Annotated in this window: 24 protein-coding genes; 13 read left to right on the top strand and 11 right to left on the bottom strand. The window is 72.4% G+C overall.

The annotated features are described in order from the left end of the window. Nucleotides 1-8 precede the first annotated feature (8 nt). Nucleotides 9-908 carry an alpha/beta fold hydrolase gene (locus ACFHWE_RS15865; RefSeq protein ID WP_416602413.1) on the top strand — a complete coding sequence of 300 codons (900 nt, stop codon included), beginning with the start codon at nt 9-11 and terminating at the stop codon, nt 906-908. Between the two features lie 12 nt (nt 909-920). Here ACFHWE_RS15865 and ACFHWE_RS15860 read toward each other — a convergent pair whose 3' ends face one another. Beyond that, nucleotides 921-2,282, bottom strand: a complete 1,362-nt coding sequence (locus ACFHWE_RS15860) for a four-carbon acid sugar kinase family protein (protein ID WP_416602412.1) — start codon at nt 2,280-2,282, stop codon at nt 921-923. 126 nt (nt 2,283-2,408) lie between these two features. Here ACFHWE_RS15860 and ACFHWE_RS15855 point away from each other — a divergent pair, with 126 nt between their 5' ends. Then, nucleotides 2,409-2,993, top strand: a complete 585-nt coding sequence (locus ACFHWE_RS15855; protein ID WP_416602411.1) for a TetR family transcriptional regulator — start codon at nt 2,409-2,411, stop codon at nt 2,991-2,993. Here ACFHWE_RS15855 and ACFHWE_RS15850 read toward each other — a convergent pair. After that, entirely contained in the window at nt 2,968-4,077 is a 1,110-nt protein-coding gene (locus tag ACFHWE_RS15850) for a Gfo/Idh/MocA family oxidoreductase (RefSeq protein ID WP_416602410.1), read from the bottom strand. The two genes, ACFHWE_RS15855 and ACFHWE_RS15850, sit on opposite strands and share 26 nt — an antisense overlap. A gap of 222 nt (nt 4,078-4,299) precedes the next feature. Between ACFHWE_RS15850 and ACFHWE_RS15845 the strand changes: the two genes are divergently transcribed. The 3 genes from ACFHWE_RS15845 (at nt 4,300) to ACFHWE_RS15835 (ending at nt 7,970) form a co-directional block, all read left to right on the top strand. Continuing rightward, complete coding sequence (locus ACFHWE_RS15845) at nt 4,300-5,661, top strand: ABC transporter substrate-binding protein (RefSeq protein WP_416602409.1); 1,362 nt, start codon at nt 4,300-4,302, stop codon at nt 5,659-5,661. A gap of 363 nt (nt 5,662-6,024) precedes the next feature. Next, a complete protein-coding gene (locus tag ACFHWE_RS15840) occupies nt 6,025-7,002 on the top strand; it encodes a carbohydrate ABC transporter permease (RefSeq protein WP_028647530.1) in 978 nt (325 codons plus the stop codon). Next, on the top strand, nt 6,999-7,970 hold the full coding sequence (locus ACFHWE_RS15835; RefSeq protein ID WP_416602408.1) for a carbohydrate ABC transporter permease: 972 nt from the start codon (nt 6,999-7,001) through the stop codon (nt 7,968-7,970). The genes ACFHWE_RS15840 and ACFHWE_RS15835 overlap by 4 nt, the downstream gene beginning before the upstream one ends. A 25-nt stretch (nt 7,971-7,995) precedes the next feature. Here the strand turns inward: ACFHWE_RS15835 and ACFHWE_RS15830 are convergent, their stop codons facing one another. From ACFHWE_RS15830 to ACFHWE_RS15810, 5 genes are all read right to left on the bottom strand, one after another. Continuing rightward, on the bottom strand, nt 7,996-8,907 hold the full coding sequence (locus ACFHWE_RS15830) for a fructosamine kinase family protein (protein WP_416602407.1): 912 nt from the start codon (nt 8,905-8,907) through the stop codon (nt 7,996-7,998). 5 nt (nt 8,908-8,912) lie between these two features. Then, the gene (locus tag ACFHWE_RS15825) at nt 8,913-9,428 is read right to left on the bottom strand and encodes a low molecular weight protein-tyrosine-phosphatase (protein WP_416602406.1); all 516 of its coding nucleotides are present in this window, start codon (nt 9,426-9,428) and stop codon (nt 8,913-8,915) included. 80 nt (nt 9,429-9,508) lie between these two features. Then, nucleotides 9,509-9,922 carry a response regulator gene (locus tag ACFHWE_RS15820; RefSeq protein ID WP_416602431.1) on the bottom strand — a complete coding sequence of 138 codons (414 nt, stop codon included), beginning with the start codon at nt 9,920-9,922 and terminating at the stop codon, nt 9,509-9,511. Nucleotides 9,923-9,951: 29 nt separating this feature from the next. Further along, nucleotides 9,952-11,739, bottom strand: a complete 1,788-nt coding sequence (locus tag ACFHWE_RS15815) for a sensor histidine kinase (RefSeq protein WP_416602405.1) — start codon at nt 11,737-11,739, stop codon at nt 9,952-9,954. Beyond that, entirely contained in the window at nt 11,736-13,010 is a 1,275-nt protein-coding gene (locus ACFHWE_RS15810; RefSeq protein ID WP_416602404.1) for a PP2C family protein-serine/threonine phosphatase, read from the bottom strand. The genes ACFHWE_RS15815 and ACFHWE_RS15810 overlap by 4 nt, the downstream gene beginning before the upstream one ends. Nucleotides 13,011-13,427: 417 nt before the next feature. Between ACFHWE_RS15810 and ACFHWE_RS15805 the strand changes: the two genes are divergently transcribed. From ACFHWE_RS15805 to ACFHWE_RS15795, 3 genes are all read left to right on the top strand, one after another. Continuing rightward, nucleotides 13,428-14,114 carry a heme oxygenase (biliverdin-producing) gene (locus ACFHWE_RS15805; RefSeq protein ID WP_416602403.1) on the top strand — a complete coding sequence of 229 codons (687 nt, stop codon included), beginning with the start codon at nt 13,428-13,430 and terminating at the stop codon, nt 14,112-14,114. Between the two features lie 104 nt (nt 14,115-14,218). Further along, nucleotides 14,219-14,878: a TetR/AcrR family transcriptional regulator gene (locus ACFHWE_RS15800; RefSeq protein WP_416602402.1), complete on the top strand. Its 660-nt coding sequence runs from the start codon at nt 14,219-14,221 to the stop codon at nt 14,876-14,878. Nucleotides 14,879-15,025: 147 nt separating this feature from the next. Then, nucleotides 15,026-15,241, top strand: coding sequence for a hypothetical protein (locus ACFHWE_RS15795; protein WP_416602401.1), 216 nt, complete (start codon nt 15,026-15,028; stop codon nt 15,239-15,241). Here ACFHWE_RS15795 and ACFHWE_RS15790 read toward each other — a convergent pair. Further along, complete coding sequence (locus ACFHWE_RS15790) at nt 15,222-16,136, bottom strand: PolC-type DNA polymerase III (RefSeq protein ID WP_416602400.1); 915 nt, start codon at nt 16,134-16,136, stop codon at nt 15,222-15,224. The two genes, ACFHWE_RS15795 and ACFHWE_RS15790, sit on opposite strands and share 20 nt — an antisense overlap. Before the next feature lie 220 nt (nt 16,137-16,356). Between ACFHWE_RS15790 and ACFHWE_RS15785 the strand changes: the two genes are divergently transcribed. Both ACFHWE_RS15785 and ACFHWE_RS15780 read left to right on the top strand, forming a co-directional pair. Next, nucleotides 16,357-17,328 (top strand): asparaginase, encoded by a 972-nt coding sequence (locus ACFHWE_RS15785; RefSeq protein ID WP_416602399.1) that lies wholly within the window; start codon nt 16,357-16,359, stop codon nt 17,326-17,328. Nucleotides 17,329-17,365: 37 nt separating this feature from the next. Then, nucleotides 17,366-18,634: an NAD(P)/FAD-dependent oxidoreductase gene (locus ACFHWE_RS15780; RefSeq protein ID WP_416602398.1), complete on the top strand. Its 1,269-nt coding sequence runs from the start codon at nt 17,366-17,368 to the stop codon at nt 18,632-18,634. Between the two features lie 27 nt (nt 18,635-18,661). Here ACFHWE_RS15780 and pip read toward each other — a convergent pair whose 3' ends face one another. Both pip and ACFHWE_RS15770 read right to left on the bottom strand, forming a co-directional pair. Beyond that, complete coding sequence (gene pip, locus ACFHWE_RS15775) at nt 18,662-19,621, bottom strand: prolyl aminopeptidase (protein ID WP_416602397.1); 960 nt, start codon at nt 19,619-19,621, stop codon at nt 18,662-18,664. A 56-nt stretch (nt 19,622-19,677) separates the two neighbouring features. Next, nucleotides 19,678-20,535 carry a DUF4429 domain-containing protein gene (locus ACFHWE_RS15770; RefSeq protein ID WP_416602396.1) on the bottom strand — a complete coding sequence of 286 codons (858 nt, stop codon included), beginning with the start codon at nt 20,533-20,535 and terminating at the stop codon, nt 19,678-19,680. A 159-nt stretch (nt 20,536-20,694) separates the two neighbouring features. On the opposite strand from ACFHWE_RS15770, the gene ACFHWE_RS15765 reads away from it, so the two are divergent. Further along, nucleotides 20,695-22,413, top strand: coding sequence for an AMP-binding protein (locus tag ACFHWE_RS15765; protein WP_416602395.1), 1,719 nt, complete (start codon nt 20,695-20,697; stop codon nt 22,411-22,413). 193 nt (nt 22,414-22,606) lie between these two features. Then, nucleotides 22,607-23,665: a 3-deoxy-7-phosphoheptulonate synthase gene (locus ACFHWE_RS15760; RefSeq protein ID WP_416602394.1), complete on the top strand. Its 1,059-nt coding sequence runs from the start codon at nt 22,607-22,609 to the stop codon at nt 23,663-23,665. Nucleotides 23,666-23,707: 42 nt separating this feature from the next. On the opposite strand, the gene blaOXA is transcribed toward ACFHWE_RS15760, so the two are convergent. Then, nucleotides 23,708-24,598, bottom strand: coding sequence for a class D beta-lactamase (gene blaOXA, locus ACFHWE_RS15755; protein WP_416602393.1), 891 nt, complete (start codon nt 24,596-24,598; stop codon nt 23,708-23,710). A gap of 331 nt (nt 24,599-24,929) precedes the next feature. On the opposite strand from blaOXA, the gene gcvT reads away from it, so the two are divergent. Further along, nucleotides 24,930-26,045, top strand: coding sequence for a glycine cleavage system aminomethyltransferase GcvT (gene gcvT / locus ACFHWE_RS15750; protein ID WP_416602392.1), 1,116 nt, complete (start codon nt 24,930-24,932; stop codon nt 26,043-26,045). The last annotated feature ends 26 nt before the right edge of the window (nt 26,046-26,071 follow it).

Genomic DNA, 26,071 nt, shown 5'->3' with positions numbered 1-26,071 from the left:
AGGTCCCCATGGCCATCGAACACATGGACCGGGTCCAGGTCCGCAAAGTGCGTTCAGCCGACACCACCCGCCTGCACGTCGAGGTGCGCGGCCCCGAGGACGGGCCGACCGCCGTGTTCTCCCACTGCTGGTCGACCTCCCTGGCGTCGTGGAGCCCGGTGGTCCGCGCCCTGGACGCGGGGATGCGGGTTGTCCTCTACGACCAGCGCGGCCACGGCCGGAGCCAGACCCCCCTCACCAGGGCCGGATACGGCACGGAGAAGCTGGCCGACGACCTGTGCGCCGTCCTGGCGGCCACGGTCCCCCAGGGCCGCACCGCGGTCGTGGTCGGCCACAGCATGGGCGGGATGTCCGTCATGGCCGCCGCGCCGCGCCGGGAGTTCGCCGCCCGCACCGCCGCGGTCCTGCTCACCAACACCGGGTGCACCGATCTCGTCGCACGCTCCACCGCCTTCCCCCTTCCCGGGGCGCTCGGCCGGCTGGGCGCCCAGGCCTTCCTGCGCGCCACCCTGCCACTGGGCGCGCACAACCCGGTGACCGCGGCCGCGCTGAGGTACCTGGTCCTGAGCCCGGAGGCCGACCGCCGCACCGTCGAACTGGCCTCCCGGCTCGTGCACGCCTGCGCCGGCGTGCCACGCGGCCGCTGGGGCGCGGTGCTCGCCGAACTGGAACTGTCCGGATCCGCCCGGGCACTCACGGCGCCGACCGTGGTCGTGGCCGGGGGCGACGACGCGTTCACCCCGCCCTGGCACGCGCACCGCATCGGGTCGCTGGTGGGCCACTGCGAGGAGGTCCGGGAGATCCCGGGGACCGGCCACATGGGGCCGCTGGAGGCACCCGGGGAGCTGGCCTGGCTCGTGGGGCGGCTGGCCGCCGACCACCTGGGAGCCGAACCGGCCGCCGCGTGAGACGGCCCTCCCTCAGGCCGTATCGCGAGTGGGGACGGGAACGATGTGCTCGGAGACCTCCGAGTGGACGCGGTGCAGGCGGGCCTGGACGGCGCGGCGCAACTTGGCCAGGCACTCCACCAGAGTGCCGTCGTCGCCGACCAGCCCGCCCTTGGCCACGAGCGGTGTACCGTCCAGCGGACCGCCGCTCAGGTGCCCGTGTACCGCCAGGGGGACCACCTCGCCGGCGATCTCGACGGCGTGCACGCCCAGTTCGTCCAGCAGGCTGGCCGCGAGGTCGGTTCCGGTCAGGTACAGGCCGCTGGGCAGGGACTGCGCGCCGCGGGTGTCGGCGAGCCCGGTGACCACGTCGGCCACCAGCCGCGCGATGCGCCCCGGCAGGTCGGCCCTGGTCTGGGCGGGCAGCGCCCTGACCCCCTCGGGGGTGGTCACCACCCGCAGGACGCACAGGTCCGGGAAGCCCGACGACGACAGCCGGTCCGCCAGCTCCCCGGCCACGGCGTCGGCGTGCCCGGAAGCGGGGTCGCTCAGCGCGACGGCGTCGATGTCCACGAAGCGCACGGCCCCGGTCCTGGCGACGTTGGCCAACTGGCGGCGGGTCAGCTCGGTGGTACTGCCCGAGACGCCGAGCAGGGGGCCGCGCGACCCGGCCTGGCCGCGCAGCCGCAGGGCGTAGGAGAGCAGGGCTCCGGTGGGTCCGGGGTCGGCCGACACCCACACGACACCGTGGTCGTGGTGGGCGGCGGCCGCGGCCTCGGCGATGTCGGTGAGGTGCTGTTCGGTGCTGGCGTCGCACACCACCACCGGCTCGTCCCCGGCCAGGAGTTCGGCGGTGAGGATCGTCCGGGTCACCTGGCGGACGGGTACGTGGCGCACCCGCAGGTCGGTCTGGGCCGCGAGGATGTCGGCCACCACGCTGGTGGTCATCGGGTTGAACGGGTCCGACGCCAGGTCGGTGCGCTCCAGGGGGAGCCCGTTGAGCAGATGGATCCCGTTCTCGGTGGTACGCCCCGACCCGGGGAAGGCGGGGGTGAACAGCACCCGCACCCGCGTCCCGGGCGGCACTCGCTCGCACACCGCGTCGTAGACCGCCTCCAGCTCCGCCCCGATGTTGCCGCGCAGGGTGCTGTCGGTGCGCTTGACCACCAGCCCCACCGGCCACACGGCCTCGACCACGTCGGTCACCAGGTCCGCGGCCTGCTCGGCGGGGACGTGGCGGCTGTCGAGGTTGGCCACGACCACGTCGTAGTCGCCCTCCACCCGGCTCACGTGCTCGGGCGTCACCGTGGCCACACGCATCCCGGTGCGGGCGAACCTGGCCCCGGTGGCGTTGGCTCCAGTGAGGTCGTCGGCGACCACGAGCACCTGGGCCACGGCAGGACTCCTTCGTTCGAAACGCTTCCCGGCCTCCCTCCAACATAGGCCCCGCCGGACGCGCGCGGGCCGGGGCCTCCCTCGGCCTCCCGGACCGGCGTCCCCCCAGTTGGCTACCCTGGCGGCATGCGCAACGCCACCCGCACCGAGACCACCCGAGCGCTCCTCCTCCAGGCGGCCCGGGACGAGTTCGCCGAACACGGCATCGCCGGTGCGCGCGTGGACCGCATCGCCGACCGGGCCGGGATCAACAAGCAGCGCATCTACGCCTACTTCGGCGACAAGGAACAACTGTTCCGGTACGTGGCGGTCGAGGCCCTCGACGAACTCTCCACGGCCGTCACCCTGCCCGACGACAAGGACCCCGCCGCCTACGTCGCCCGCGTCTTCGACTACCACCGCTCCCATCCGGAGGTGCTGCGCCTGCTGCTGTGGGAGTCGCTGCACTACGGCAACACGCGGCTGCCCGCGGAGGAGGAGCGCACCGCCCTCTACGACGCCAAGGTCGCGTCCCTGTCCGAGGGGGCGGCCGAGGCCGGGTGCGCCGACACCCGGCGGCTGCTGCTCACCCTGATCGGTCTGGCGGTGTGGCCCCAGATCGCACCGCAGATCACCCGGCTCGTACTCGGCTCCGACGCCGCCGCCGACGCCGAGCAGGAGCGCCTGCGGACCTTCCTCGTGGACTTCACGCGCGACGCGCTGCGCCGCTGAGCGGGACCACGGCACCGGTCGCGGCGCTGCGGCGCGCCGCCTCGATGACCTCCAGGCCGTGGATCACCTCGTGCGGGTCGACCGGGAGCGGCTCCCCCTCGCCCACGGCGTCCCGCAGCGCCGCGTAGAACTCCGGGTAGGCGCCGCGCTCGCTGGGAACCGGGCGCACGTCCCCTCCGGAGCCGAACACGCCCCACGCCTCCTCGGGCACCACGCCCCAGTCGGGGGCGTCGGGGCGCTCACCCGCGCCGAGCCGCGCCTCCTGGCCGTCCATGCCCTGGACGGTGAAGGCGCCCCGGTCGCCGAGAACCCGAAGCCGCGGCCCGTTCTGGGCGCTGAGCGCACTCATCCACAGGTGGGAGCGGGTCCCCCGCGCGTGGGTGAGGGCCAGGAAGACGTCGTCGTCGGCGGAGCCCTCCCGCAGGGCGTCCACCTCCGCGTAGACGGAGGCGACCGGGCCGAACAGGTTGACCGCCTGGTCGATGAGGTGCGGTCCCAGGTCGTAGAGGATCCCCGCGCCCACAGCGGTGCCCCCGCTGTCGCGCCACGTGCCCCTGGCCTCGGGGCGCCAGCGCTCGAACCGCGACTCGAACCGGTGCACCCGGCCCAGCGCCCCCTCCTCGACGAGGTTCCACAGGGTGAGGAAGTCCGCGTCCCAGCGGCGGTTCTGGTACACGGTGAGCACCTGGCCGCGCTCACCGGCCAGGCCGGTGAGCGCGCGCGCCTGGTGCGCGGTCAGGGCGAAGGGCTTGTCCACGACCACCGCGAGCCCGGCCTCCAGGGCGGCCCGGGCCAGGGGCGCATGGGTGTCGTTGGGCGTGGTCACGACCGCGATCTCGTACCGGTCGGCGTCGGCCCACAGCGCCTCGGCCGTGGGGTAGACGGTGACGCCGGGGTAGCGGGCCTCGGCCGCGGCGCGGCGCTCGGGGCTGCCGGTGACCACGGCGGACAGCCGCAGGCCCGGGACGGCGTCGATGAGCGGGGCGTGGAAGACCTCGCCGCCCTTGCCGTACCCTACGAGCGCGGTGTGCAGTTCGGGTCCGCTGTGTCCGCCCCGGTCAGGGCCCTGGGATGCGTCAGGCATGCCACCAATTTAGAACGCGGCCGCACCGAAGCGCCCGCAGGTGTGCGGCGTGAGGACCGGCACCGGGGAGAGCAGCAAGAACTTTCCGGTTGCCACCAGGGGTTTTCGTCATTGTTACGAAAGATCTTGCGAAGAGTATGGACATTCCCTTCCAGAACAGCTTGCATCGTGAGCGTTATGCCCTGGGTCACACTGGCCCCCGAGACAAGGGAGAGGTCCCCCATGCTGAGACCAGAGCACCGAGCGCGCCGCCGATCGCTGGCACTGGCGGCAGCGGCCGGAAGCGTCGTCCTCGCGGCCTCGGGCTGCACCTTCCTCAGCGGTGAGGGCGGTGGCACGGACACGGGCGACGCCTCCGGTGTCGACTGCGCCCCCTTCGAGCAGTGGAGCGGCACCGAGGGCACGGTCACCGTCTACTCGTCCATCCGCGACGAGGAGGCCGAGCGCATGGACCGCTCCTGGGCCGACTTCGAGGCGTGCACGGGGATCGACATCCAGCACGAGGGCAGCGGGGAGTTCGAGGCGCAACTGCCCATCCGCCTGGAGGGCGGCAACGCCCCCGACCTGGCGCTGATCCCCCAGCCGGGCCTGTTGGAGCGGGTCGTGGCGGACGGCCACGCGGTCCCCGTGGCCGACGGGGTCAGGGCCAACGTCGAGGAGGGCTGGGGCGAGGACTGGCGCGGCTACGCCACCTTCGACGGTGAACTGTACGGCTCCCCCTACGGCGCCAACATGAAGTCGATGGTGTGGTACTCGCCGGCCTACTTCTCGGAGAACGGCTATGAGACCCCCGAGACCTGGGACGACATGCTGGCCTTGAGCGACGAGATCGCCGAGTCCGGCACCGACCCCTGGTGCGTGGGCTTCGAGTCCGGCGACGCCACCGGCTGGCCTGGCACGGACTGGATCGAGAACGCGCTGCTGCGCACGTCGGGCACCGACGCCTACAACGACTGGATCTCCCACGACATCCCCTTCGACGACCCGCAGGTCGCCGATGCCTTCGACCTGGCCGACGGCATCGTCCGCAACCCCGACTACGTCAACGGCACGTTCGGCGGGGTGGAGAGCATCGCCGTCACCTCCTTCCAGGAGGCGGGCCTGCCCCTGCTCGACGGCGGGTGCGCGATGTACCTGATGGGCTCCTTCTACTCCGCTCAGTTCGAGGAGGACGTCGTGGTGGCCGAGGACGGCGACGTCTACGGCTTCGTCCTGCCCCCGCTGGAGGCCGGTGCCGAGGTCCCGGTCATGGGCGGCGGCGAGTTCGCCGTCCCCTTCGCCGACCGGCCCGAGGTCGCGGCGGTGCACGAGTACCTGTCCACCCCGGAGTACGCTGACAGCCGCGCGTCCCAGGGCGCCTGGATCTCGGCCAACCGGAACATGGACACGTCCGTGATCGAGGACCCCGCCTCCCAGTTCGCGGCCGACGTGCTGCTCGCGCCCGACACGGTCTTCCACTTCGACGCCAGCGACTCCATGCCCTCCTCCGTGGGGACCGACGTCTTCTGGAGCGGGATGGTCGACTGGGTCACCGGAAGCTCCACCGACGACGTCCTGGAGACCATCGAGTCCGCCTGGCCCTAGGAGCTGTTCTTTGAACGCGGTGCCGCACCGCAGGGGGTTGCGAGGGCGCCCACGGAGTTCTGGAGGTGCCGGAGGCGGGTTCGCGAGGAACGGGTGAACACGCCGTAGGTGCCGAAGGTTCCCGTTCTCCGGGCGCCCGAGCACGAACCCAAGAAACAACCGCGCCGCCAGGCGTCCGTTGAGGGCGGTGGCGGGCGACGGTCAGGTCAAGAACCGCGCCGCCAGGCGTCCGTTGAGGGCGGTGGCGGGCGACGGGCGGGCGGAGGTTCAAAGAACACAGCCTAGAGGCCCCTGCCCTGAATACACGGGGGCCGGCCCGCGCGGGTCGGCCCCACCGCCCCTGTCGACCGACAAGAGGTCTCCATGGACTACTCGTTCCTGAACGAGCTTCCCAAGATCGTGTGGATGCTCATCGGGATCGCCGCCTTCCTGGCCGTCATCGGTCTGATGCTCACCGTGATGGACCTGCCGCGCACCCGGCGCGACCGCTGGCAGGCGTTCCTCTTCCTCGCCCCGGCCCTGGTCCTCCTCCTCGGCGGGCTCGTCTACCCGATGCTGCGCACGACCACGCTGTCCCTCTACGACCGCTCGGGCACCGAGTTCGTGGGGCTGGCCAACTACCTGTGGATGTTCCAGCGTCCGGAGATCCTGCTCGTCCTGCGCAACACCCTGCTGTGGGTGCTGTTCGCCCCCGTGCTCGCCACGGCCGTCGGCCTGCTCTACGCCGTCCTGATCGACCGGTCGCGGTTCGAGTCGGTGGCCAAGTCGCTGGTGTTCATGCCGATGGCGATCTCCCTCGTCGGGGCGAGCATCATCTGGCGGTTCGTCTTCGCCTACCGTCCCGCCGACCAGGAGCAGTACGGGCTGTTCAACCAGGTCGTGGTCTGGCTCGGCGGAGAACCGCGGCTGTGGCTGCTCGAACAGCCGCTCAACACCTTCCTGCTGATCCTGGTGCTGATCTGGGTACAGGCCGGTTTCGCGATGGTCGTGCTCTCCGCCGCCATCAAGGCGATCCCCGCCGAGATCACCGAGGCCGCCCGCATCGACGGCGCGGGTGCCTGGCACCTGTTCACCCGGATCACGCTGCCCGCCGTGTGGCCGACGCTGCTGGTCGTGCTCATCACCATCACCGTGCAGACCCTGAAGGTGTTCGACATCGTCCGCACCATGACCGGCGGCAACTACGGGACCAGCGTGATCGCCAACGAGATGTACAGCCAGGCGTTCCAGCAGGGACAGGTGGGCCAGGGCTCCGCCCTCGCGGTGTTCCTGTTCGTCCTGGTCATCCCCCTGGTCATCGTGCAGATCCGCCGCAACCGCAAGTCGAGGGAACTGGTATGACGACCACTCAGACGGCCCCCGCCGCCGAGGCCACCAAGGGGCCCGCACCGAGGGCACGGGGAGGGGCCGCCTCCCGCGTGCGCCGCAGGCTGAGCGGCTCGGCGGCGAGCCTGGCGGCACTGGCGATCGCCGTGCTGTGGACGGTCCCCACCGCCGGACTGTTCGTCTCCTCGCTGCGGCCCGCCGAACAGATCCGCACCACCGGGTGGTGGACGTTCTTCTCCTCACCCCAGGTGACCCTGGACAACTACCGCGACGTCCTGTTCGGCAGTGCCAGCGACGGACAGCTCATCGGCTACTTCGTCAACTCCATCGTGATCACCCTGCCCTCCACGGTGTTCGTACTGGGGGTGGGGGCGCTCGCCGCCTACGCCCTGTCATGGATCGACTTCCGCGGCCGGGACTGGATCTTCCTGGGGATCTTCGCCCTCCAGATCGTCCCGCTCCAGATGTCGCTGGTGCCGCTGCTGCGGTTCTTCTCCCAGGGCGTCTCCGTCGGTGGCGTGCAGGTCCTGCCCGCCTGGGAGCTGACAGGCGCCATGGCCTTCACCAACGTGTGGGTGGCGCACACGGTCTTCGGACTGCCGCTGGCCGTCTTCCTGCTGCACAACTTCGTCTCGCAGCTACCGAAGTCGCTGTTCGAGGCGGCCAGGGTGGACGGGGCGGGCCACGGGAGGATCTTCACGAGGATCGTCCTGCCCCTCATCGTGCCGGCCCTCGTCTCCCTGGGGATCTTCCAGTTCCTGTGGGTGTGGAACGACCTGCTGGTGGCGCTGATCTTCACCGGGGGCGACGGCGGGACCGCCCCGCTGACCGTTCGTCTGGCCGAACTGGCCGGGACGCGCGGCGAGGCCTGGCACCGGCTGACCGCGGGGGCGTTCGTGTCGATGATCGTGCCGCTGGCGGTGTTCTTCCTGCTCCAGCGCTACTTCGTACGGGGCCTGCTCGCGGGCGGCGTCAAAGGGTGAGGGGGCGGCGCGGCCGTCGGGCGGGTCAGCCTCCGGACAGGGCCGCGCGGGCTGCCTCCAGAGCGGTGGTCCGGTAGGCCGCCCCGAACAGGCACACGTGCACCAGGAGCGGGTGGAGCTGGTGGAGCGCCACCCGCGACCGCCAGCCGTCCGCCAGCGGCGCCACCTCGTTGTAGGCGTCCCTGACCCGGTCCAGGTGGGGCAGGCCGAACAGGGCGAGCATGGCCAGGTCGGCCTCCCGGTGGCCGCCGTGCGCGGCGGGATCCACCAGCACCGCGTCGTCGGCGCGCCAGAGCACGTTGCCGCTCCACAGATCGCCGTGGACGCGTGCGGGCGGCTCGGCCCAGCCCGCCAGTCCGGGGACGGCGTCGACGACCCGTTCGACGGTGCGCGCGTCGGAGGGGGTCAGCGCCCCCTGGTCCACGGCCCGGCGCAGGTAGGGGCGCAGCCGCTGCTCGGCGTAGAAGCACGGCCAGTCGTCGGAGGGGGTGTTGTCCAGGGGCAGCGGCCCGATGTAGCCGGCCCAGTCCGCCCCGAAGCGGTCCGCACCCGCCAGGTGCATGCCAGCCAGGCGTCGGCCGAAGTGTTCGGCTGCGGACGGGGAGGGCTCCTCCTCCCTGACCCAGGGCAGGACCAGGGTGCGCTCGTCCCAGGCCGTGACACCGATGGCGGGCGAGCCGAGGCCGTGGCCGAGCCAGTGGAGCCCCCGCGCCTCCGCTGCCAGCACACCGCTGGCCGGGGCTCCGCGCGGCAGGGACTTGACGAACAGGCGGGTCCCGTCGGTGAGCTCCGCGTAGGAGATCTCCCAGTCGTGGCTGGTCCCGGCCCGGGCCGTGCGGCGGACCTCGCGACCCAGCAGCGCGGTGAGCCGTTCGGCCAGGTGGTCTGGGGTCCCTGCGGGGCTGTCCGGGGCGCGGGCGGGCGGATGCCGGTCCACGGGGGCTATCCGCGCAGCCGGGTGACGAGTTCTCCGGTGAGCCCCTTGGCGGCGGCCTCCACCATGGTGAGGACCGCGGTGAAGCCGTCGTCACCGCCGTAGTAGGGGTCGGGGACCTCCGGGCGGACTCCGGCCCCCGGAGCGAAGGAGCGGAACAGGCGCAGCCGGGAGGCGTCGAGGCCGTGCTCTCCGGCGGACCGGTGCAGTTCCTCCAGGTTGTCCAGGTCCATGGCCAGGACCAGGTCCCGCAGGGCGAGTTCGCCGGGGGTGACCTGCCGGGCCGTGTGGCCGGTGAGGTAGCCGTGCACGCGCAGGGTGGAGGCGGCGCGCGGGTCCATCCCCCCGCCCACGTGCCAGTGTCCGGTGCCGAAGCTGTCCACCCGGACGAGGGCGCCCAGCCCCGCACGCTCCAGGTCGGCGGCCAGGACCTTCTCCGCCATGGGCGAGCGGCAGATGTTGCCCAGGCAGACGAGGGCGATCCGGTAGGGACCGGAGGGATCGCGCGGTTCCGGCAAGCTCATGCCCCTTACCGTAAACGAAAAAGCACGCATCCCACATGCCCGGCATCCGCTGTCGGCGGGTTTTTCCCGCGGCGCGGGCCCTACTGCTCGGGCAGGCGCACCACGGTGACGAAGAAGTCGTCGATCTGCCGGACCACCTTGATGAACTGCTCGAAGTCCACGGGCTTGGGCACGTAGGCGTTGGCGTGCAGCCGGTAGCTGCGCAGCACGTCCTCCTCGGCCTCGGAGGTGGTGAGCACGACGATGGGGATGTGCGCGAGCGCGTCGTCTGCCTTGACCTCCTCCAGGACCTCGCGGCCGTCCTTGCGGGGCAGGTTGAGGTCGAGCAGGATCAGGTGCGGCCGGGGCGCCTCGGCGTACTCCCCCTCGCGGCGCAGGAACCGCAGCGCCTGCACCCCGTCGGAGACCACGTGCAGGCGGTTGCCCAGATCGTGTTCCTCGAACGCCTCCTTGGTCATCAGGACGTCCCCCGGATCGTCCTCGACCAGCAGCACCTCGATGGGATGCGCCAACCTGACCTCACTCACGCTTGCAGACCCCTGTCACCCGTGGCAGCGGAGACCGGGTCGGCGGACCCGGCCTCCGGTGCGTCCTCGCCCCCGCGTTCGGCGCCCTCGGCCCCCGCGGCGGACGCCGCGTCCTCGTCGTCGGGGTCCGCGGGCAATGACCAGCATATGCGCGTTCCGCCGCCTTCGGAGACAGGGGCACCGCCGCCATCGCCGTCGGTGTCCAGCCAGATGCGGCCGCCGTGGAACTCCACGATCTTCTTGCACATCGCCAGGCCGATACCGGTTCCGGTGTACTTGTCGCGCGTGTGCAGCCGCTGGAAGATCACGAAGACGCGCTCGGCGTACTGCGGTTCGATCCCGATGCCGTTGTCCGCACAGCAGAAGACCCACTCGTCCCCCTGCCTGCGTGCGCTGATGCGGACGCGCGGGTCCTCCTCGGCACGGAACTTCACGGCGTTGCCGACGAGGTTGAAGAACACCTGGGTGAGCAGGGTGCGGTCGCCTTGGATCGTCGGCAGCGGGTCGCTGGTGACCCGCGCGTCGTCCTCCTCCAGCCTGGTGGACAGGCTGCTGAGGGCGTCCTGGAGCGCCGCGTCCAGGTCCACGGGGGCGAAGTTCCTGGTCCGGCCGACCCGGGAGAAGGCGAGGAGGTCGTTGATGAGGGTCTGCATGCGCTTGGCGCCCTCGACCGCGAAATCGATGTAGGAGTCCGCCCGCTCGTCCAGTTGGCCCTGGTAGCGGCGCTGGAGAAGCTGGCAGAAGCTCGCCACCTTGCGCAGCGGCTCCTGGAGGTCGTGGGAGGCGACGTAGGCGAACTGTTCGAGTTCGAGGTTGGAGCGGCGCAGCTCCTCGGTCTGTGCCTCCAGGAGGGCGGACTGCTCCTGGAGCTTGCGGCGTGCGGAGCCCACCTCGTCCAGGTCGTGGACGATGCGTTCGCGCATGGCGTCCACGTCCCTGCCGAGGCGGACGATCTCGGGCGGCCCCTGGAGGGCGATGCGGTGCGTGTAGTAGCCCTCGGAGACCTGCCGCATGTGCCAGGCGAGCTCCTCCAGGGGCCGCAGCATCCACTGCTGGAGCATCACCCACAGGAACACCGACAGGAACACCACGACCAGCCCGATGAGCACCAGCAGGGCGACGACCTGCTGCGTGGCCATGGTCAGGCCGCTGCGCGCGTCGAGGATATCGCCCTGGAGCTGCTGGACGACGGAGTCGCTGGCCCGGCTCAGCTCCAGGAAGAGCACACGGCCGCGCTGCATGTCCTGCTCCGAGGGGGTCTCCCCGTTGCTGACCTGTTCCAGGACGGGTTCGGCGTAGTCGTCCGTCCAGGTCTGGCCCGCACTGAGCAGCTCCTCGACCCCGTCCTTGACGATGGGGTACTCCTCGGCCAGGCGGGTGAGCTCGGCGCGGTTGTCCAGGAGCGTCACCTTGTTCTCCAGGTAGGGTTCCAGGAGTTCGCGGTCCTGGCTGACCACGTAGCTGAGCAGCGCGTGGTCCTGGGCCAGGTAGGACGAACGGGTCTGCTCGACGGCGGTGACCGCGGGGGTGAGCGAGTCGACCTGGAGGTTGAGCGAGTCGCGTGCGTTGAACGCGGCCAGGCTGATCACCGACACCGCGGTGACCAGGACGACCGCCACCACTGCCAGCAGGCTGGTGACCCGGCGGCGCAGGCTCCAGGAGCTGCGCGGACGCGGCGGCTCGGGCACGACGCCGTCCGCGAAGGAGGCCCCGCTCCCGACCGGGACCGCTCTCGGCGCCTGTCCGCCGCCGGCCCCCGCCACCGTGTCCTCGGAGCGGCTCACTGATCCTCCTCGTTCCCGGCGTGCTCGATGAGCAGCATCGCCACGTCGTCCTGCAGGGGCCCGCCGTTGCTGCGCTCGGCCTCGTCCACCAGGTACTCGGGCAGGCGGGACAGCGGTACACCGTGGTCGAGGAGCCCGGCGACCATCGTGCGCAGACCGGCGACCTCCAGGCGCTCGGGCCCCCCGGCGTCGTAGGCGTCCACGAGCCCGTCGGTGTAGAAGAGCATGGTGGCGCCCGCGGGCAGTGCGACCTCGTCTACGTCGGTCTGTTCGACGGGCAGCACGCCGAGCGGGGGCTGGGGCACGGCCCGCGTCTCCAGGACCGAGCCGTCCCGGACCACCATGGGCGGCGGGTGTCCCAGCACGCGGATGCGCACGCTCTCCGAGCCGGTGTCCAGGCTGGCCATGCACAGGGTCGCGTACATCTCCTCCCGCGCGCGCTCGCTGACCAGGACCTCCTCCAGGTTGGGCAGGACCAGGTGCTCCTCGACCCCGCTCATGACCAGGGTGCGCCAGGCGATGCGCAGGCTCACGCCGAGGGCGGCCTCGTCCGGGCCGTGCCCGCTGACGTCGCCGATGACGATGTGGGTGGTCCCGTTCTTCTCGACGGCGTCGTAGAAGTCGCCGCCGACCAGGGCGCGCTTGCGGCCCGGGCGGTAGTAGGCGCGGTGGTTCAGCGGAGACCTGCCCAGCAGCACCTGGGGCAGCAGTCCGCGTTCGAGCCGCATGTTCTCGTGGGCGCGGATCCGCGCCTCGTGGAGCTGCCGGGCGTTGTCGTCGGCGCGGCGCCGCTCCAGCGAGTAGCGCAGGCTTCGGCCGAGAAGCGAGCCGTCGACCTGGCCCTTGACGAGGTAGTCCTGGGCGCCGGCGGCGACCGCTGCCAGCCCCTCCTCCTCGTCGTCGAGGCCGGTGAGGACCACGACCGCAGCCGAGGGCGCGCTCTGGAGCACCTCGCGCAGCAGGTCCAGTCCGGCGGCGTCGGGCAGGTTGAGGTCGAGCAGGACGCAGCCCTGGAAGTCCTTCAGGTGGCCGCGCGCCTCGGCGAGGGTGGACGCCCAGGTGATGCGGGCCGTGAGCGGGGTGTCGGCGAGCAACTCCTCCGCGATGAGGGCATCGCCCGGGTCGTCCTCGACGAGGAGGATGTCAACGGATTCGACGGGAGCCTCCACACGGTGGGTCGGAGTGGTGCCGTTGCCAAGGACGGCGCCGCCGGATACGGCGGAGCCGTGCAGGGGGGCGGTGCCACCCGCCCCCTCACCGATCACCGTCACGGGATCGCGTCCTGTTCTCTAGCCACTCATCGCTTGGGTCTGCGGGTCCGCGGGGGTACGCCGACGCGTCTGGTGACGCCGGGCGGACGCCTCGGTTCCTCCTGATGGTGCGGACCGCGCGACACCCAAAACGATAAACGCCGTGGCGACCTCTTGACCAGCGTGGGTGACGAGGGGCATCCGTTCCCGCCGACGGCCGCGCGGTGCGCGGACCGCCCCCGCCGCACCCATCGGAGCCGCGAAGGACGTGCGCACCGTTCCGTGTCGGGAGCGGGATCCCGACCATCCCACACCTCCACGATGTGACATACGACACCGCCGGCGTGCCCTTCCGGCAGCACCGTCGACCCTTGACACAGCTCGGGATCTAAATGACATCATGTCATAAAATAATCGAGCAGAAGGCGGACAGCACTGATGAGCCCGACGGCACCCCCCACCGCGGCGGACGCCGACACGCCCTTCTCCCAACGGCTCAAGACCGCCACCTGGAGCGACCACGAAGCGGCCGAGTACCACGGCTTCACCCAGGCCCTCCTCGACGGCACCCTTCCCCTCGACGGTTACACCGCGATGGTCGCCCAGCACTACTTCGCCTACGCCGCCCTGGAGGAGGCGGGCCGCGCGCTGGCCGACGACCCCGTCGCGGGGCGCTTCTCCTATCCCGCCCTCCTGCGAGTCCCCGCGCTCGTCGCCGACCTGGAGCACCTGCTGGGCCCCGGCTGGCGCGACCGCGTCTCCCCAACCCCGGCCACACGCACCTACGTGGCACGCCTCCAGCGGATGTCCGACAGCCCCGAGGGGTTCGTCGCGCACCACTACACCCGCTACATGGGCGACGTATCCGGCGGGCAGTTCATCCGCCGCGTCGTGGCACAGGCCTACGGGCTCACCCACGCGGGCGTGTCCTTCTACGTCTTCGACGGACTCGGCAGCCTGCCGCGCTTTCGCGCCGACTACCGTGCACGGCTGGACTCCCTGGACCTGGCCCCGGAGGCGGCCGAGCGGCTCATCGACGAGGCCCGCCTGGCCTACCGGCTCAACACCGAGGTCCTCGCCGACCTCGGGCGCGTCCACGCCCCCGGCCCCTCCGCCCGCCCCTGAGAGCGCCCGCCGGACCCTCCCGCCTCCCCCGCGGAGCGCACCGAGCGTGAGGGAGAGGTCCCGGGGGCGTGTGCCCGCCCCGGATCCCGTGCCACCATGGGGGGATGCCCAAGATCTCGGCACCGACCATCGCCGCGCACCGTGCCCGCACACGGGAGCGCATCATGGCGGCCGTCGACGAGCTGATGCGGACCCAGGGGATCGACCGCGTCTCCATGACCCACGTGGCCGGCGCCGCGGGCATCACCCGCACCGCCCTGTACAACTACTTCCCGGACAAGGCCGCACTGCTCCTGGCCTTCACCGAGGAGGTCAGCGGGGCCTTCGTCGACCAGTACAGGCGCGACCTCCCCTCCGGGGTCTCGGCTGCGCGCCGCCTCTCCGCCTTCGTCCGGCTCCAGCTCGAAGGCATCGCCGCCCACCCCCATCCGCCCGCGGCCGAACTCGGGGCCAGCCTCGGCCCGGAGGCCTACAAGGCGCTCGCCGCGCACGTGGCCCCCATGCAGCAATTGCTCACGGAGATCCTGGAGGAGGGCACCGCCGCAGGCGAGTTCGACTCGCTGCCCCCGGAGGCGGTCGCCCGCCTGACCCTGTCGATGGTCGGCTCCCAGCGCATCCCCCTGGTGAGCGGACAGATCGACCTGGACGGGACCCACGCTCTGATCACCCGCTTCGTCCTGCGGGCCCTGGGGGTGGCGACCGAGACCGTCGACACGATCCTCCCCGGCCCGGAGCAGAACCTGACCCAAGGCCACCCTTCGTGAACACGCGGAGATAAGGGACGGTCCGCATACCGCCCCGACGGGCCCGATCGGGGCCCGGCGATTGGCGACACGTCAGCGTCTTCGGTGAGAATCGGACCGCACTCCCCAAGGCGATGCATCCGCCCCACCGCGTCGTAAGGCCCCCACGTGTCCCTCGTGCTCATCCTGCTCGGCATCCCGCTGGTCTCGCTCGCCCTGTTCAACAAGGTGCCCGGGTTCGTCCGGGGCACCACCGCGACCGCCGGCCGCGCCCGGCTTCGGCTGCGGCCCGCGCGCCTCACCGAACAGGGCCGCGCCCTGTGCACCGCCGTCGGCGGGAGCGCGCTCATCGTGGCGTTCTTCCTCAGCCTGTCCGGCCGGTGAGCCCTCCGCGACCACCGGCCATGCGCACGATCAGCCCGCCGACCGCCGTCGCCGCCAGACCACCGGTGACGGCCGCCGCGGTGGCCAGCCCCGCGCGCAGGCGCTTGTCCCGGTGCGCGGCCGACTGCGCGGCGGCCCGTTCCCGGGCGCCGAAGACCCCTCCGCACATCAGCGGGTCCAGTTCCACCGCGCGCCAGGCCGGCCGCCAGGGCCGCACCGGGCCCATCCCCTGCGGGGCCGCGCCCGTACGCGGCTTCCAGCGGACCGGCGCTCCGGACCCCGAGGGGAGGGCGGGGGTGAGGTCCTTGGGCGGCGGCCCGGTGTAGTGCAGCGCTCCGGGGGCGTTGGCGAGCAGCTCCACGAGAAGCCTGGCGCAGGCCCTGGCGTCGCCCAGCGCCGTGTGCTGGCCGGTCGGCCAGTCACCGCTGAGGTCGTAGGAGGCCCGGGCCAGCGAGTAGCGCGCCAGGTCGACCTGGGAGCGCAGGGTGCGCAGCGTGCACAGTCCGGACTGGCCGCGGGGCAGGCCCAGGGGAGCGAACTCCGAGGCCAGGAAGCGCTCCTCGAAGTCCAGGTTGTGCCCGACCACCACGGCCCCGGAGAGGAGTTCGGCCAGCTTCGCCGCGAGCTGTGCCGACGTGGGCGCTCCGACGGTGTCACCGTCGCCGATGCCGTGGAACTCGCGCCCCCGGACCTCGGTGCGCGGGTCCACCAGGGTGCTGAACTCCTCGACCGGTGTACCGTCGCCGCGGACCCGGACGACACCCACCTCGACCACCCGGGCGCCCGTGCGCGGGTCCAGGCCGGTGGTCTCCACGTCGAGCACCGCGTACTCCAGGTCCGCCGCCCGCAGGCCGACCCGTCTGCGGGTCAGCGCGCCCCTTCGCAGCGTTCCCATCGCGAGCACCGCTTCCTCTTCCTTGTCGCCGCACGTCCGCACCGACACTACTGCGCACCTGCGACGTATCCTCCGGGCGGCGGTGCCGAGCAGACTCTACAAAGTGGTCAACAACATCACATAATCGGAAGAAAAGCGTATTCATTAACGTTCTCTGTGATGCCCACACAAAGACCTACATATCTCTCGCCCGAACGGTGCGAGACGCAGGAGAGCCCGCATGCCCCAGGTTCGCACGCTCCCGCCCCCGGAATACGTGCCCCTCGCGGAGGTGACGCGCTCCGGAATACGGGAGAGCGTCCACTACGGAGCGGTCGTCGCGCTCTCCGCCACGGGTGGGATCGCCCACGCCCGCGGCCCCGTCCACCAGCCGATGTTCCCGCGCTCGGCGGCCAAGCCGTTCCAGGCGCTGGCCGTGCTGCGCGCGGACGCGCCCCTTGAGGGGGCCGATCTGGCGCTCGCCGCGGGCAGCCACAGCGGCGAGGACGTCCACGCGGACGGGGCACGGAGCATCCTGGAGCGGGCCGGCCTGACCCCCGACGCCCTGCGCTGCCCCGAGGACGCCCCCATGGGCCGGGCCGCCCGGGAGGCGTTCCTGCGCGCGGGCCGCGCCCCACACCGCCTGCTCATGAACTGCTCAGGCAAGCACGCGGGCATGCTCGCGGCGTGCAGGGCGCGGGGATGGGACACCGGCACCTACACCTCTCCCGGACACCCCCTCCAGGTCCTCGTCCGCGAGACCACCGAGGAGATGGCCGGCGAACAGGTGGCGCACACCGCCGTGGACGGCTGCGGCGCCCCCCAGTTCGCCCTCTCCCTGGCCGGACTCGCCCGAGGCCTGTGGCGCATGCGCTCCTCGCCCGAGGGCACCCCGCAGCGGCGCGTGGTCGACGCCATGAGCGCCCACCCCGGATACGTGGCGGGTACCGACCGTATCGACACCGAACTCATGACCCGCCTGCCCGGTATGGTGGCCAAGATCGGGGCCGAGGGCGTCCAGGTCCTCGTCGCCCCCACCGGGGAGACCGCCGCCGTCAAGATCAGCGACGGCGACGCCGAGGGGCGGGCACGCACCCTGGTCGCCCTCGACGCCCTGCGCACCGTCGGCGCGGACGTCTCCCCCGTCCAGGACAGGCTGCGCGCCGACGTCCACGGGGGCGGAGCGCCCGTCGGCACGGTCCGCCCCCTGTGAACCACCGACGCGACCCCCGGAAAGGGCACCACGACACGTGCGGCACACCCTCAACGACATCGTCATCGTCGGCGCCGGAATGGCGGGCCTCCACGCGGCCGAGGCCCTGCGCGGGAACGGCTTCGACGGGCGGATCACCCTGATCGGCGACGAGCCCCACCGCCCGTACTCGCGCCCGCCGCTGTCCAAGGAGGCACTGACCGGGATCGGTATGGGCGCCGCCGAGGACGGCCCCGGCCCCGCTCCTCTGGCCGGCCACCGCGCCCTGCGGCTGCGCGACGACGACGCCGTGGACGCCCTCGGCTTGGACCTGCGCCTGGGCCGCCGGGCCACCGGGCTCGACACGCGAAGGCGCCGGGTCACCCTGACCGGAACCGGCGGCACCGCAGAGGAGGTGGGCTACGACGGGCTCATCGTGGCCAGCGGCGCCCGGGCGCGGCGGCCGGACACCGGCCTCGACGGCGTCCACGTCCTGCGCACCCTCGACGACGCCGAGGCGGTGCGGGCGGCCCTCGCCCCCGGCGGGCACGCCGTGGTCGTGGGCGCCGGGTTCGTCGGCGCGGAGGTGGCGGCCAGCGCCCGCGCCGTGGGCATGGAGGTGACCCTGGTGGAGGCGGCGGCCACACCGCTGACCCGGGTGGTCGACCCGCGGATCGGCCGGGTCCTCACCGACCTGCACCGGGAGAACGGCGTGGACGTGCGGCTGGGCGCCGGCGTGACCGGGTTCGAGGGCCACCGGCGGGTCGAGCGCGTCCGACTGGCCGACGGCACCACCATCGAGGCCTCGCTCGTGGTCGCCGGGGTGGGCGTGCACCTGAACACGGAGTGGCTGCGCGGCTCCGGCGTGGACCTGCTCGCCGACGGATCGGTGGCCTGCGACGAGTACGCGGCCGCGTCGGTGCCGGACGTCTACGCGGCGGGGGACCTGGCCAACTGGCCGCACCCCCGCTACGGGGGCCGCATCCGCCTGGAGCACTGGACCAACGCGAGCGAGCAGGCCGAGGCCGCGGCGCGCAACCTCCTCGCGGGCCGGGGGCGCACGCCCTTCGCCCCGGTGCCCTACTTCTGGTCGGACCAGTACGGCATGAAGGTCCAGTTGCTGGGCCAAGGGGCGCCCGCCGACCGGGTCGCGTTCGTGCACGGCCGCCCCGAGGACCGCAAGTTCGTCGCCTTCCTGGGCCGCGGCGGCCTCCTCACCGGGATCCTGGGGCTGCGCTCCACCCCGCGCACCATGCGCTACCGCCCCCTGCTGGAGCGGCCCACCCCCTGGGAGGAGGCCCTGGCCGCCGCCGGCGGCGGCCGCTGAGGCCCGGGCCCCGGGCCGCGGCGGCCCCTACTTTCCGGCGAAGCGGTCGGTGGCCTCAATGAGCCGGTCCAGGATGCCCGGTTCGGAGTAGGCGTGCCCGGCGTCGTCGACGATGTGGAACTCCGCCTCCGGCCAGGCCCGGTGCAGCTCGTAAGCGGTCTGGACCGGGGTGCACACGTCGTAGCGGCCCTGCACGATCACGCCGGGGATGTCCCGGAGGCGCCCGGCGCCGTCGATGAGCTGGTCCGGTTCGAGGAAGCCCCGGTGGGAGAAGTAGTGGTTCTCGATCCGTGCGAAGGCCAGCGCGTAGTCCTCTCCGGCGTGCTGGGACCGGATGCCCTCGTCCGGCAGCAGGGTGACCGTCGAGCCCTCCCATACGCTCCACGCCCGGGCGGCGGCCAGTCGAACCTCTCGGTCGGGGTCGCCCAGACGGCGCGCGTAGGCGGCGATGAGGTCGCCCCGCTCCTCCTCGGGGATGGGAGCGAGGTAGGACTCCCACAGGTCGGGGAACATCATGGAGGCGCCGTGCTGGTAGAACCAGCGCAGCTCCTTCTCGCGCAGGGTGAAGACGCCGCGCAGGACGAGTTCGGTGACCCGTTCGGGGTGCCGCTGGGCGTAGGCCAGGGCCAGGCAACTGCCCCAGGAGCCGCCGAACACCTGCCAGTGCTCCACGCCGACCATCGCGCGCAGACGTTCGATGTCGGCCACCAGTGCCCACGTGGTGTTCGCGGACAGGTCGGTGTCCATCGCGCTCGCGTGGGGCGTGGACCGCCCGCAGTTGCGCTGGTCGAACAGCAGGATGCGGTACCGCTCGGGGTCGAACAGCCGCCGGTGGGCCGGGGTACAGCCGCCGCCGGGGCCGCCGTGGAGGAAGACCACCGGCTTGCCCTCGGGGTTGCCGCTGAGCTCCCAGTAGACGCTGTCGCCGTCGCCGACGTCGAGCATCCCCGTCTCGTAGGGCTCGATGGGCGGGTACAGAGTGCGCAAGGCGTGCCACCTCTCCTGGTGCGGTTCCGGGCGGGTCCCGGCGGCTGTACGGGGGATCAGAGCCGTCGGAGGAGCTCGGCCTTCTTGGCGGCGAACTCCTCGTCGGTGAGCAGGCCCTCCTCGTGGAGGCGGCCGAGTTCGCGGATCGTCGCGAAGACCGTCTCGCCCCCGTCCCCGGCGCTCGGCGGTGCCGGGGGGCCGTCCGTGGTGTGGGCGTTGACGGTCGCGGCCATGAGCAGCGTCTCCTCCGCGCCCTTGGCGCCGTGGGAGGCCAGGGTGAAGAGGTCGTGGTCGAGCGCGGCGGCGTCGGGGATCGTCACACCGCGCAGCAGGACGCGCAGGTGGCCCTCGGTCACGTCGACCGGCGGAGTCCACGTGAGGCGGCCGATCTCCGAGAGCGGGTACTCGCGGGACTTCTCGCGCTGCTTGGCGCCGCCGGCCAGCAGACCGTCCCATCTGATCCGCACCCGGGTCCCGTCGAACTCGGCCGTGCCCTCGGCCGTACGCGCCTTGAGGGGCGTACGGCCGACCAGCCCGAGGCGTACCGTGCGCGGATCGGGTTCGCGGCCGCCGCCCCGGGCCAGTTCGGCCCACGAACGGAGCCTGTCGGAGAAGTACTCGGCGAGGAGTTCCCCGTTTCCGGGACCGGTGAGCACCAGGGGCGTGGTGTCGGATGCCCCGGCGGCGGCCTCCGCGTAGGGGTCGGTGCCCTCGACCAGGCGCAGGCGCAGGCGCCATCCGCGTTTGCGGTCGCCCCGGTCGAACTCCACCTCGCGCACCGCCTCCAGGGGGAGCGAGAAACCACCGAGCACCCTGCACAGGTGCGGGACCCTCCTTCCGGAGCCGAACCGGGCCCGGACCCGTTCCCCGTCCGCCCACCAGGTTCCCTGGTCTCCGCTCAGTTCCTCCTCCATGGCCCCATCCTAGGGGCGGCGGGGGAGGCAGGAGGAGGCGTCGGCCGCGCCTCCAGCGGGTAGAACACACCAGGCACAACCGTTTCTCCCGTCCCAGCAGGGCGGGGTACCCGGACGGCCCGGTTCCCACCGCCGTCCCCGGACCGGAGGTCGCCGATGATGTCCAAGGACAGGGGCGCCGAGGGCGCAGAGGAGTTCAGGGCCGCGCGCGACCTGCTACTGCGCCACCGCGAGGACCGGGCACGGGCGCACCGGGAGTTCGCCTGGCCCGCATCCGACAGGTTCAACTGGGCCCTGGACTACTTCGACCCCCTGGGCGAGACCATCCCCGACCGGACAGCCCTGTGGATCGTGGAGGAGAACGGCGAGGAGGCCAAATACACCTACCGGCACCTGTCCGAGCGCTCCTCCCAGGTGGCGAACTGGCTGATCGGCCAGGGGGTGCGCCCCGGCGACCGAATCATGCTCATGCTCGGCAACCAGGTGGAGCTGTGGGAGACCCTGCTCGCCGCCGTGAAACTGGGCGCCGTGGTGACGCCCACCCCCCCGGCCCTGACCGACGGCGACCTGGCCGACCGCCTGGAGCGGGGCGCCGTCGCACACGTGGTGTGCACCCCCGACGACACGAAGCGCTTCGAGGCATTCGAGGGGCACTGGACCCGTGTGTGCGTGGGCTACATGGACGGGTGGCTGAGCTACCCCGACTCCGAGCACGCCGCCCTGGATTTCGCGCCGCCGCACGCGACCGACCCCGACGACCCCCTGCTGCTGTACTTCACCTCCGGGACCACCGCCCTGCCCAAACCGGTGACGCACACACAGCGCTCCTACCCCGTGGGGCACCTGTCGACCATGTACTGGCTGGGCGTCCAGCCGGCCGACATCCACCTGAACGTCTCCCCTCCGGGGTGGGCCAAGCACGCCTACGGCAGCATGTTCGCCCCCTGGAACGCCGAGGCGACCGTCCTCGTCGTCAACCAGAGCGGCCTGGACGCCCAACTGCTGCTGGACGAGATCGAGCGCTGCGGCGTGACCACGATGTGCGCGCCCCCGATGGTGTGGCGGGCGCTCGTCCGGACCGACCTGGTGTCGCGGACGGTCCGTGTGCGCGAGGCGGTCGCCGCCGGCGAGCCGCTCCCCCCCGACCTGGTCGACCGGGTGCGCGAAGCCTGGGGCGTCACGGTCCGCGACGGCTTCGGACAGACGGAGACGACCCTGCTCATCGGCAACGCCCCCGGGCAGCCGGTCACACCGGGGTCGATGGGCCTGCCGATGCCCGGATACGACATCGAACTCCTCGAACAGGGCAGCGGTGAGCCGACCGACTCCGGCGAGATCTGTGTGGACCTCTCGGGGGCCCCGGCCGGGATGATGGCCGGCTACGCCGACGGCTCGGACGCGCCGCGCAAGGAGGAGCAGGGCGACTTCTACCGCACCGGCGACATCGCCACCCGCGGCCCCGACGGCCGCCTCACCTATGTCGGCCGGACCGACGACGTCTTCAAGGCGTCGGACTACCGTGTCTCACCATTCGAGATAGAGGGCACGCTCATCGAGCACGAGTACGTCAGCGAGGCGGCCGTCGTCCCCTCCCCCGACCCGCTGCGCCTGTCCGTCGCCAAGGCCTTCGTCGTCCTCGCCGACGGGGTGCCTCCGGACGCCGACACGGCCCGCACCATCCTCGCCTACGCCCGCGAGCACCTCTCGCCCCACATGAGGGTACGCCGCCTGGAGTTCGCCGAACTCCCCAGAAGCTCCTCGGGTAAGATCAGCCGCACGAGGCTACGCCAGGCCGAGGCCGAGCGCGGCACGATGGCGGACTGCGCGCGCAACCCATGCGAGTTCTGGGAGGAGGACCTCCCCGGCCTGAAGGGCTGACCCCGCTCCGCGGGGTACCGCCGCCCGGAAGAAGCGCGTCTCACACGATGGGACGCCGGTGTCCGGACGCGCGCCGGGCCGCCGCACGGTCCCAGTACGGGAAACCCGCGCCTCCCGTCGCGCCCCGGCCTGTCCGCACTACTGTTCTCCGTGGCGACATCCAGCACCGACAGACGGGACCTGAGGAAGCACGATGCCCAACACCAACGACACCCGGGTGGCCAGCTACCAACCGCTCATCGCGCCCCGTGACCTGCTCGCCGAACTGCCGATGAGCGCCGAGCAGGCCGCCCTCGTCGCGTCCTCCCGCGCCGAGGTCAAGCGCGTGCTCGACGGCGAGGACGACCGGCTCCTGGTCGTCGTCGGCCCCTGCTCGGTGCACGACACCGAATCGGCGATGGACTACGCCCACCGGCTGGCCGAACTCGTGCCCTCCGTGCGCAACGACCTGTGCGTGGTCATGCGCGTGTACTTCGAGAAGCCGCGCACCACCGTGGGCTGGAAGGGCCTGATCAACGACCCGGCCCTGGACGACACCTACGACGTGCACCGCGGGCTGCGCACCGCCCGCAAGCTGCTGCTGGACATCAACGCGCTGGGGCTGCCGGCCGGCACCGAGTTCCTCGACCCGATCACCCCCCAGTACATCGCCGACGCCGTGGCGTGGGGGGCCATCGGCGCCCGGACCACCGAGTCCCAGGTACACCGCCAACTGAGCAGCGGGCTGAGCACCCCGGTGGGCTTCAAGAACGGAACCGACGGCGACGTGCAGGTGGCGGTCGACGCCGTCGGCGCCGCAGCCGCCTCGCACACCTTCTTCGGCGTGGACCCGGCCGGTGCCGGGTCCGTCGTCGTCACCGACGGAAACCCGGACTGCCACGTCATCCTGCGCGGCGGCCGCAAGGGGCCCAACTTCGGGGCCGGTCCGGTCAACGAGGCCCTGGACGTCATCGCCGGAGCGGGGCTGGAGCGCCGCCTGATGATCGACGCCAGCCACGCCAACAGCGGTAAGGACCACACCCGCCAGCCGGGCGTGGCCGCCGCCATCGGCGCACAGATCGCCGAGGGCCAGCGGGGCATCGTCGGCGTCATGCTGGAGAGCTTCCTCGTGGAGGGCGCCCAGAAGCTCGGCGACCCGGCCGCCCTCACCTACGGGCAGTCCATCACCGACAAGTGCATGGGCTGGGAGACCACCGAGCAGGTGCTCGCCGAATTGGCCGAGTCGGTGCAGCAGCGCCGCAAGCAGGCATAGGAGCGGCTCCGGGGTCCGGCCGCCGCGGTCGGGCCCCGGCCCTCACGCTGTGAGCGCCTCGGCGGGCAGGACCTCCAGAGCGACGAGCAGTTCGCGGCCGAGCGGCTCGCGCAGTTCCGCGTCCACGTCCTCCGCCACGTCGATGCGCAGTGCGAACGTGTGCAGCTCCGTGCCGCGTTCCACCCAGCCGACCCACCACCCGGGGGCCGGGTCCGTGTCCGCGCCCCAGCCGGTCTTGGCGACCAGTACGTAGTCGTCGGTTCTCTCGTGCACGGCGATCTCACGTACCGCGCGCTGGTGCTCGACGTCCACCGGAAGCTCGGCACGGGCCAGGTCGGCCAGAAACGCCACCTGATCCATCGCCGAGATCTCCAGCGGCCCCTCCAGCCAGAAGCGGTCCACCGCGTCCGCGCCGCCCACGTCCCGGTCGCCGTAGCCGAACCGGTCCACCCAGGCGGCCATCCGGTCGTGGCCGATCCGGCGGGCGAGCTCCTGGTACACGGGCACGTTGGAGACCGGCAGCGCCTCGCGCATGCTCATGTCCCGCTCCCAGGCGGGGACCGGTTGGGGCCCGCCGCCGTAGGGGATCACCTCGTCGACGTCGGCGACCGCCCCCGTCTGAAGGGCGATCAGCGAATTGACCAGCTTGAACGTGGAGGCGGGTACGTCACGGCGCTGGGCCTGCTCGGGGGAGACGACCATGGCCCGGCTCCGTTCGGTGTCGTAGAGGACGAAGGTGCCCTCCACGCCCGCCCGCTCGAACACCGCCTCCAGGTCCTCACGTTCGGCGGCGGGGACGTCCCCGCCTACGCGCTCGACGGGGAGCGCTTCGGTGCGGACGCGGTCGGCCGTGCCGGTCTCGCTCGGCCCGCACGCGGTGGCGGTGGTCATGGCCAGGACGCACCCGGCGGTCAGTACGGCTGCACGGGGCACTGTTCTCCCACTTTCGAACGGCGGCTCCACGGCTCGTCGCGCCCACGATAACGCCCCCGAACCCGCCGTAGGCGCAAATCCACAGGCCTGTTGCCGCGACCGCTCCCGGGCGCCGTCCACGGCCGCTGCTAGGCTGAGGGCGTTGCCGGACCCGCGGACCACACCGACCGCCGAGCGCACCGCCCCCTCCCGCGACCGCGGCGGACCGCTCCCGGAGAGCACCGGGGCGGGACCACGCCGACCACGCGGTGAGACTCCCAGGCACCGGCGGCGGCGGGGGAGGATGGCAACGCCACGCACGACACCAAGCCCATCCTTCTCGGGAGTGCCCATGTCAGAGCCCGCCTCCGCGCCGCGTGCCACGGCGCTGCGCGAGATCCACGAACAGGCAGGCGCCACCCTGGTCGACTTCGCCGGATGGCTGATGCCGCTGCGCTACGGCAGCGAGACCGCCGAGCACCGGGCGGTGCGCCGGGCAGCGGGCCTGTTCGACCTCTCCCACATGGGCGAGATCCGCGTGAGCGGCCCCGAGGCGGACCTGGCCCTGGACTACGCGCTGGTCGGCCACCTGTCCAAGGTGAAGGTCGGCCGTGCCCGCTACACCATGCTCACCTCCGCCGACGGCGGCGTCCTGGACGACCTCATCGTCTACCGGCTGGGCGGCGAGGAGTACCTCGTCGTGGCCAACGCCGCCAACACCGCGACGGTCGCCGACGCCCTGGCCGAACGCGCCGAGACCTTCGACGCACAGGTCACCGACGAGTCCGCCGACCACGCGCTGATCGCCGTGCAGGGGCCCCGCGCGGTGGACGTCCTCGCCCCGCTCACCGACGCCGACCTCGGTGCGATCCGCTACTACGCGGGCTACGGGCACACCGTCGCCGACCACCCCGTCCTTCTCGCCCGCACCGGCTACACCGGCGAGGACGGGTTCGAGATCTTCGTGCGCCCCGCCGACGGGGCCCCCGCCGTCTGGCGGGCGCTCATGGAGTCGGGTTCCGGGCAGGGGCTGGTGCCGGCGGGCCTCTCCGCCCGCGACACCCTGCGCTTGGAGGCGGGCATGCCCCTGTACGGGCAGGAGCTCACCGCCGACCTCACCCCCTTCGACGCCGGCCTGGGCCGCGTCGTCACGTTCGACAAGCCCGGGGACTTCGTCGGCCGCGCCGCCCTGGAGGCGGCCGCGCGCACCTCCCGAGAGCGCCGCCTCATCGGCCTGGCCTCCCGCGGCCGCCGCCCCCTGCGCCGGGGCCAGGAGGTACTGCGCGACGGCACGGCCGTGGGCACCGTCACCAGCGGCGCCCCCTCCCCCACTCTGAGCCGCCCCATCGCCATGGCCTACGTGGACGGTGACCTCGACACCGCCACCGGCACGTTCTCCGTGGACGTGCGGGGGCGCACCGAGGAGGTCGACGTGGTCGAACTCCCGTTCTACAAGCGGTCGGCATAGGGCAGCGCACCGCACGGACGACGCGA

This window comes from Nocardiopsis sp. LOL_012 (assembly GCF_048060475.1).
Classification (GTDB): domain Bacteria; phylum Actinomycetota; class Actinomycetes; order Streptosporangiales; family Streptosporangiaceae; genus Nocardiopsis.
Note: the sequence above shows the minus strand (reverse complement) of the source record. Positions and strands in the feature narration are given on the sequence as shown.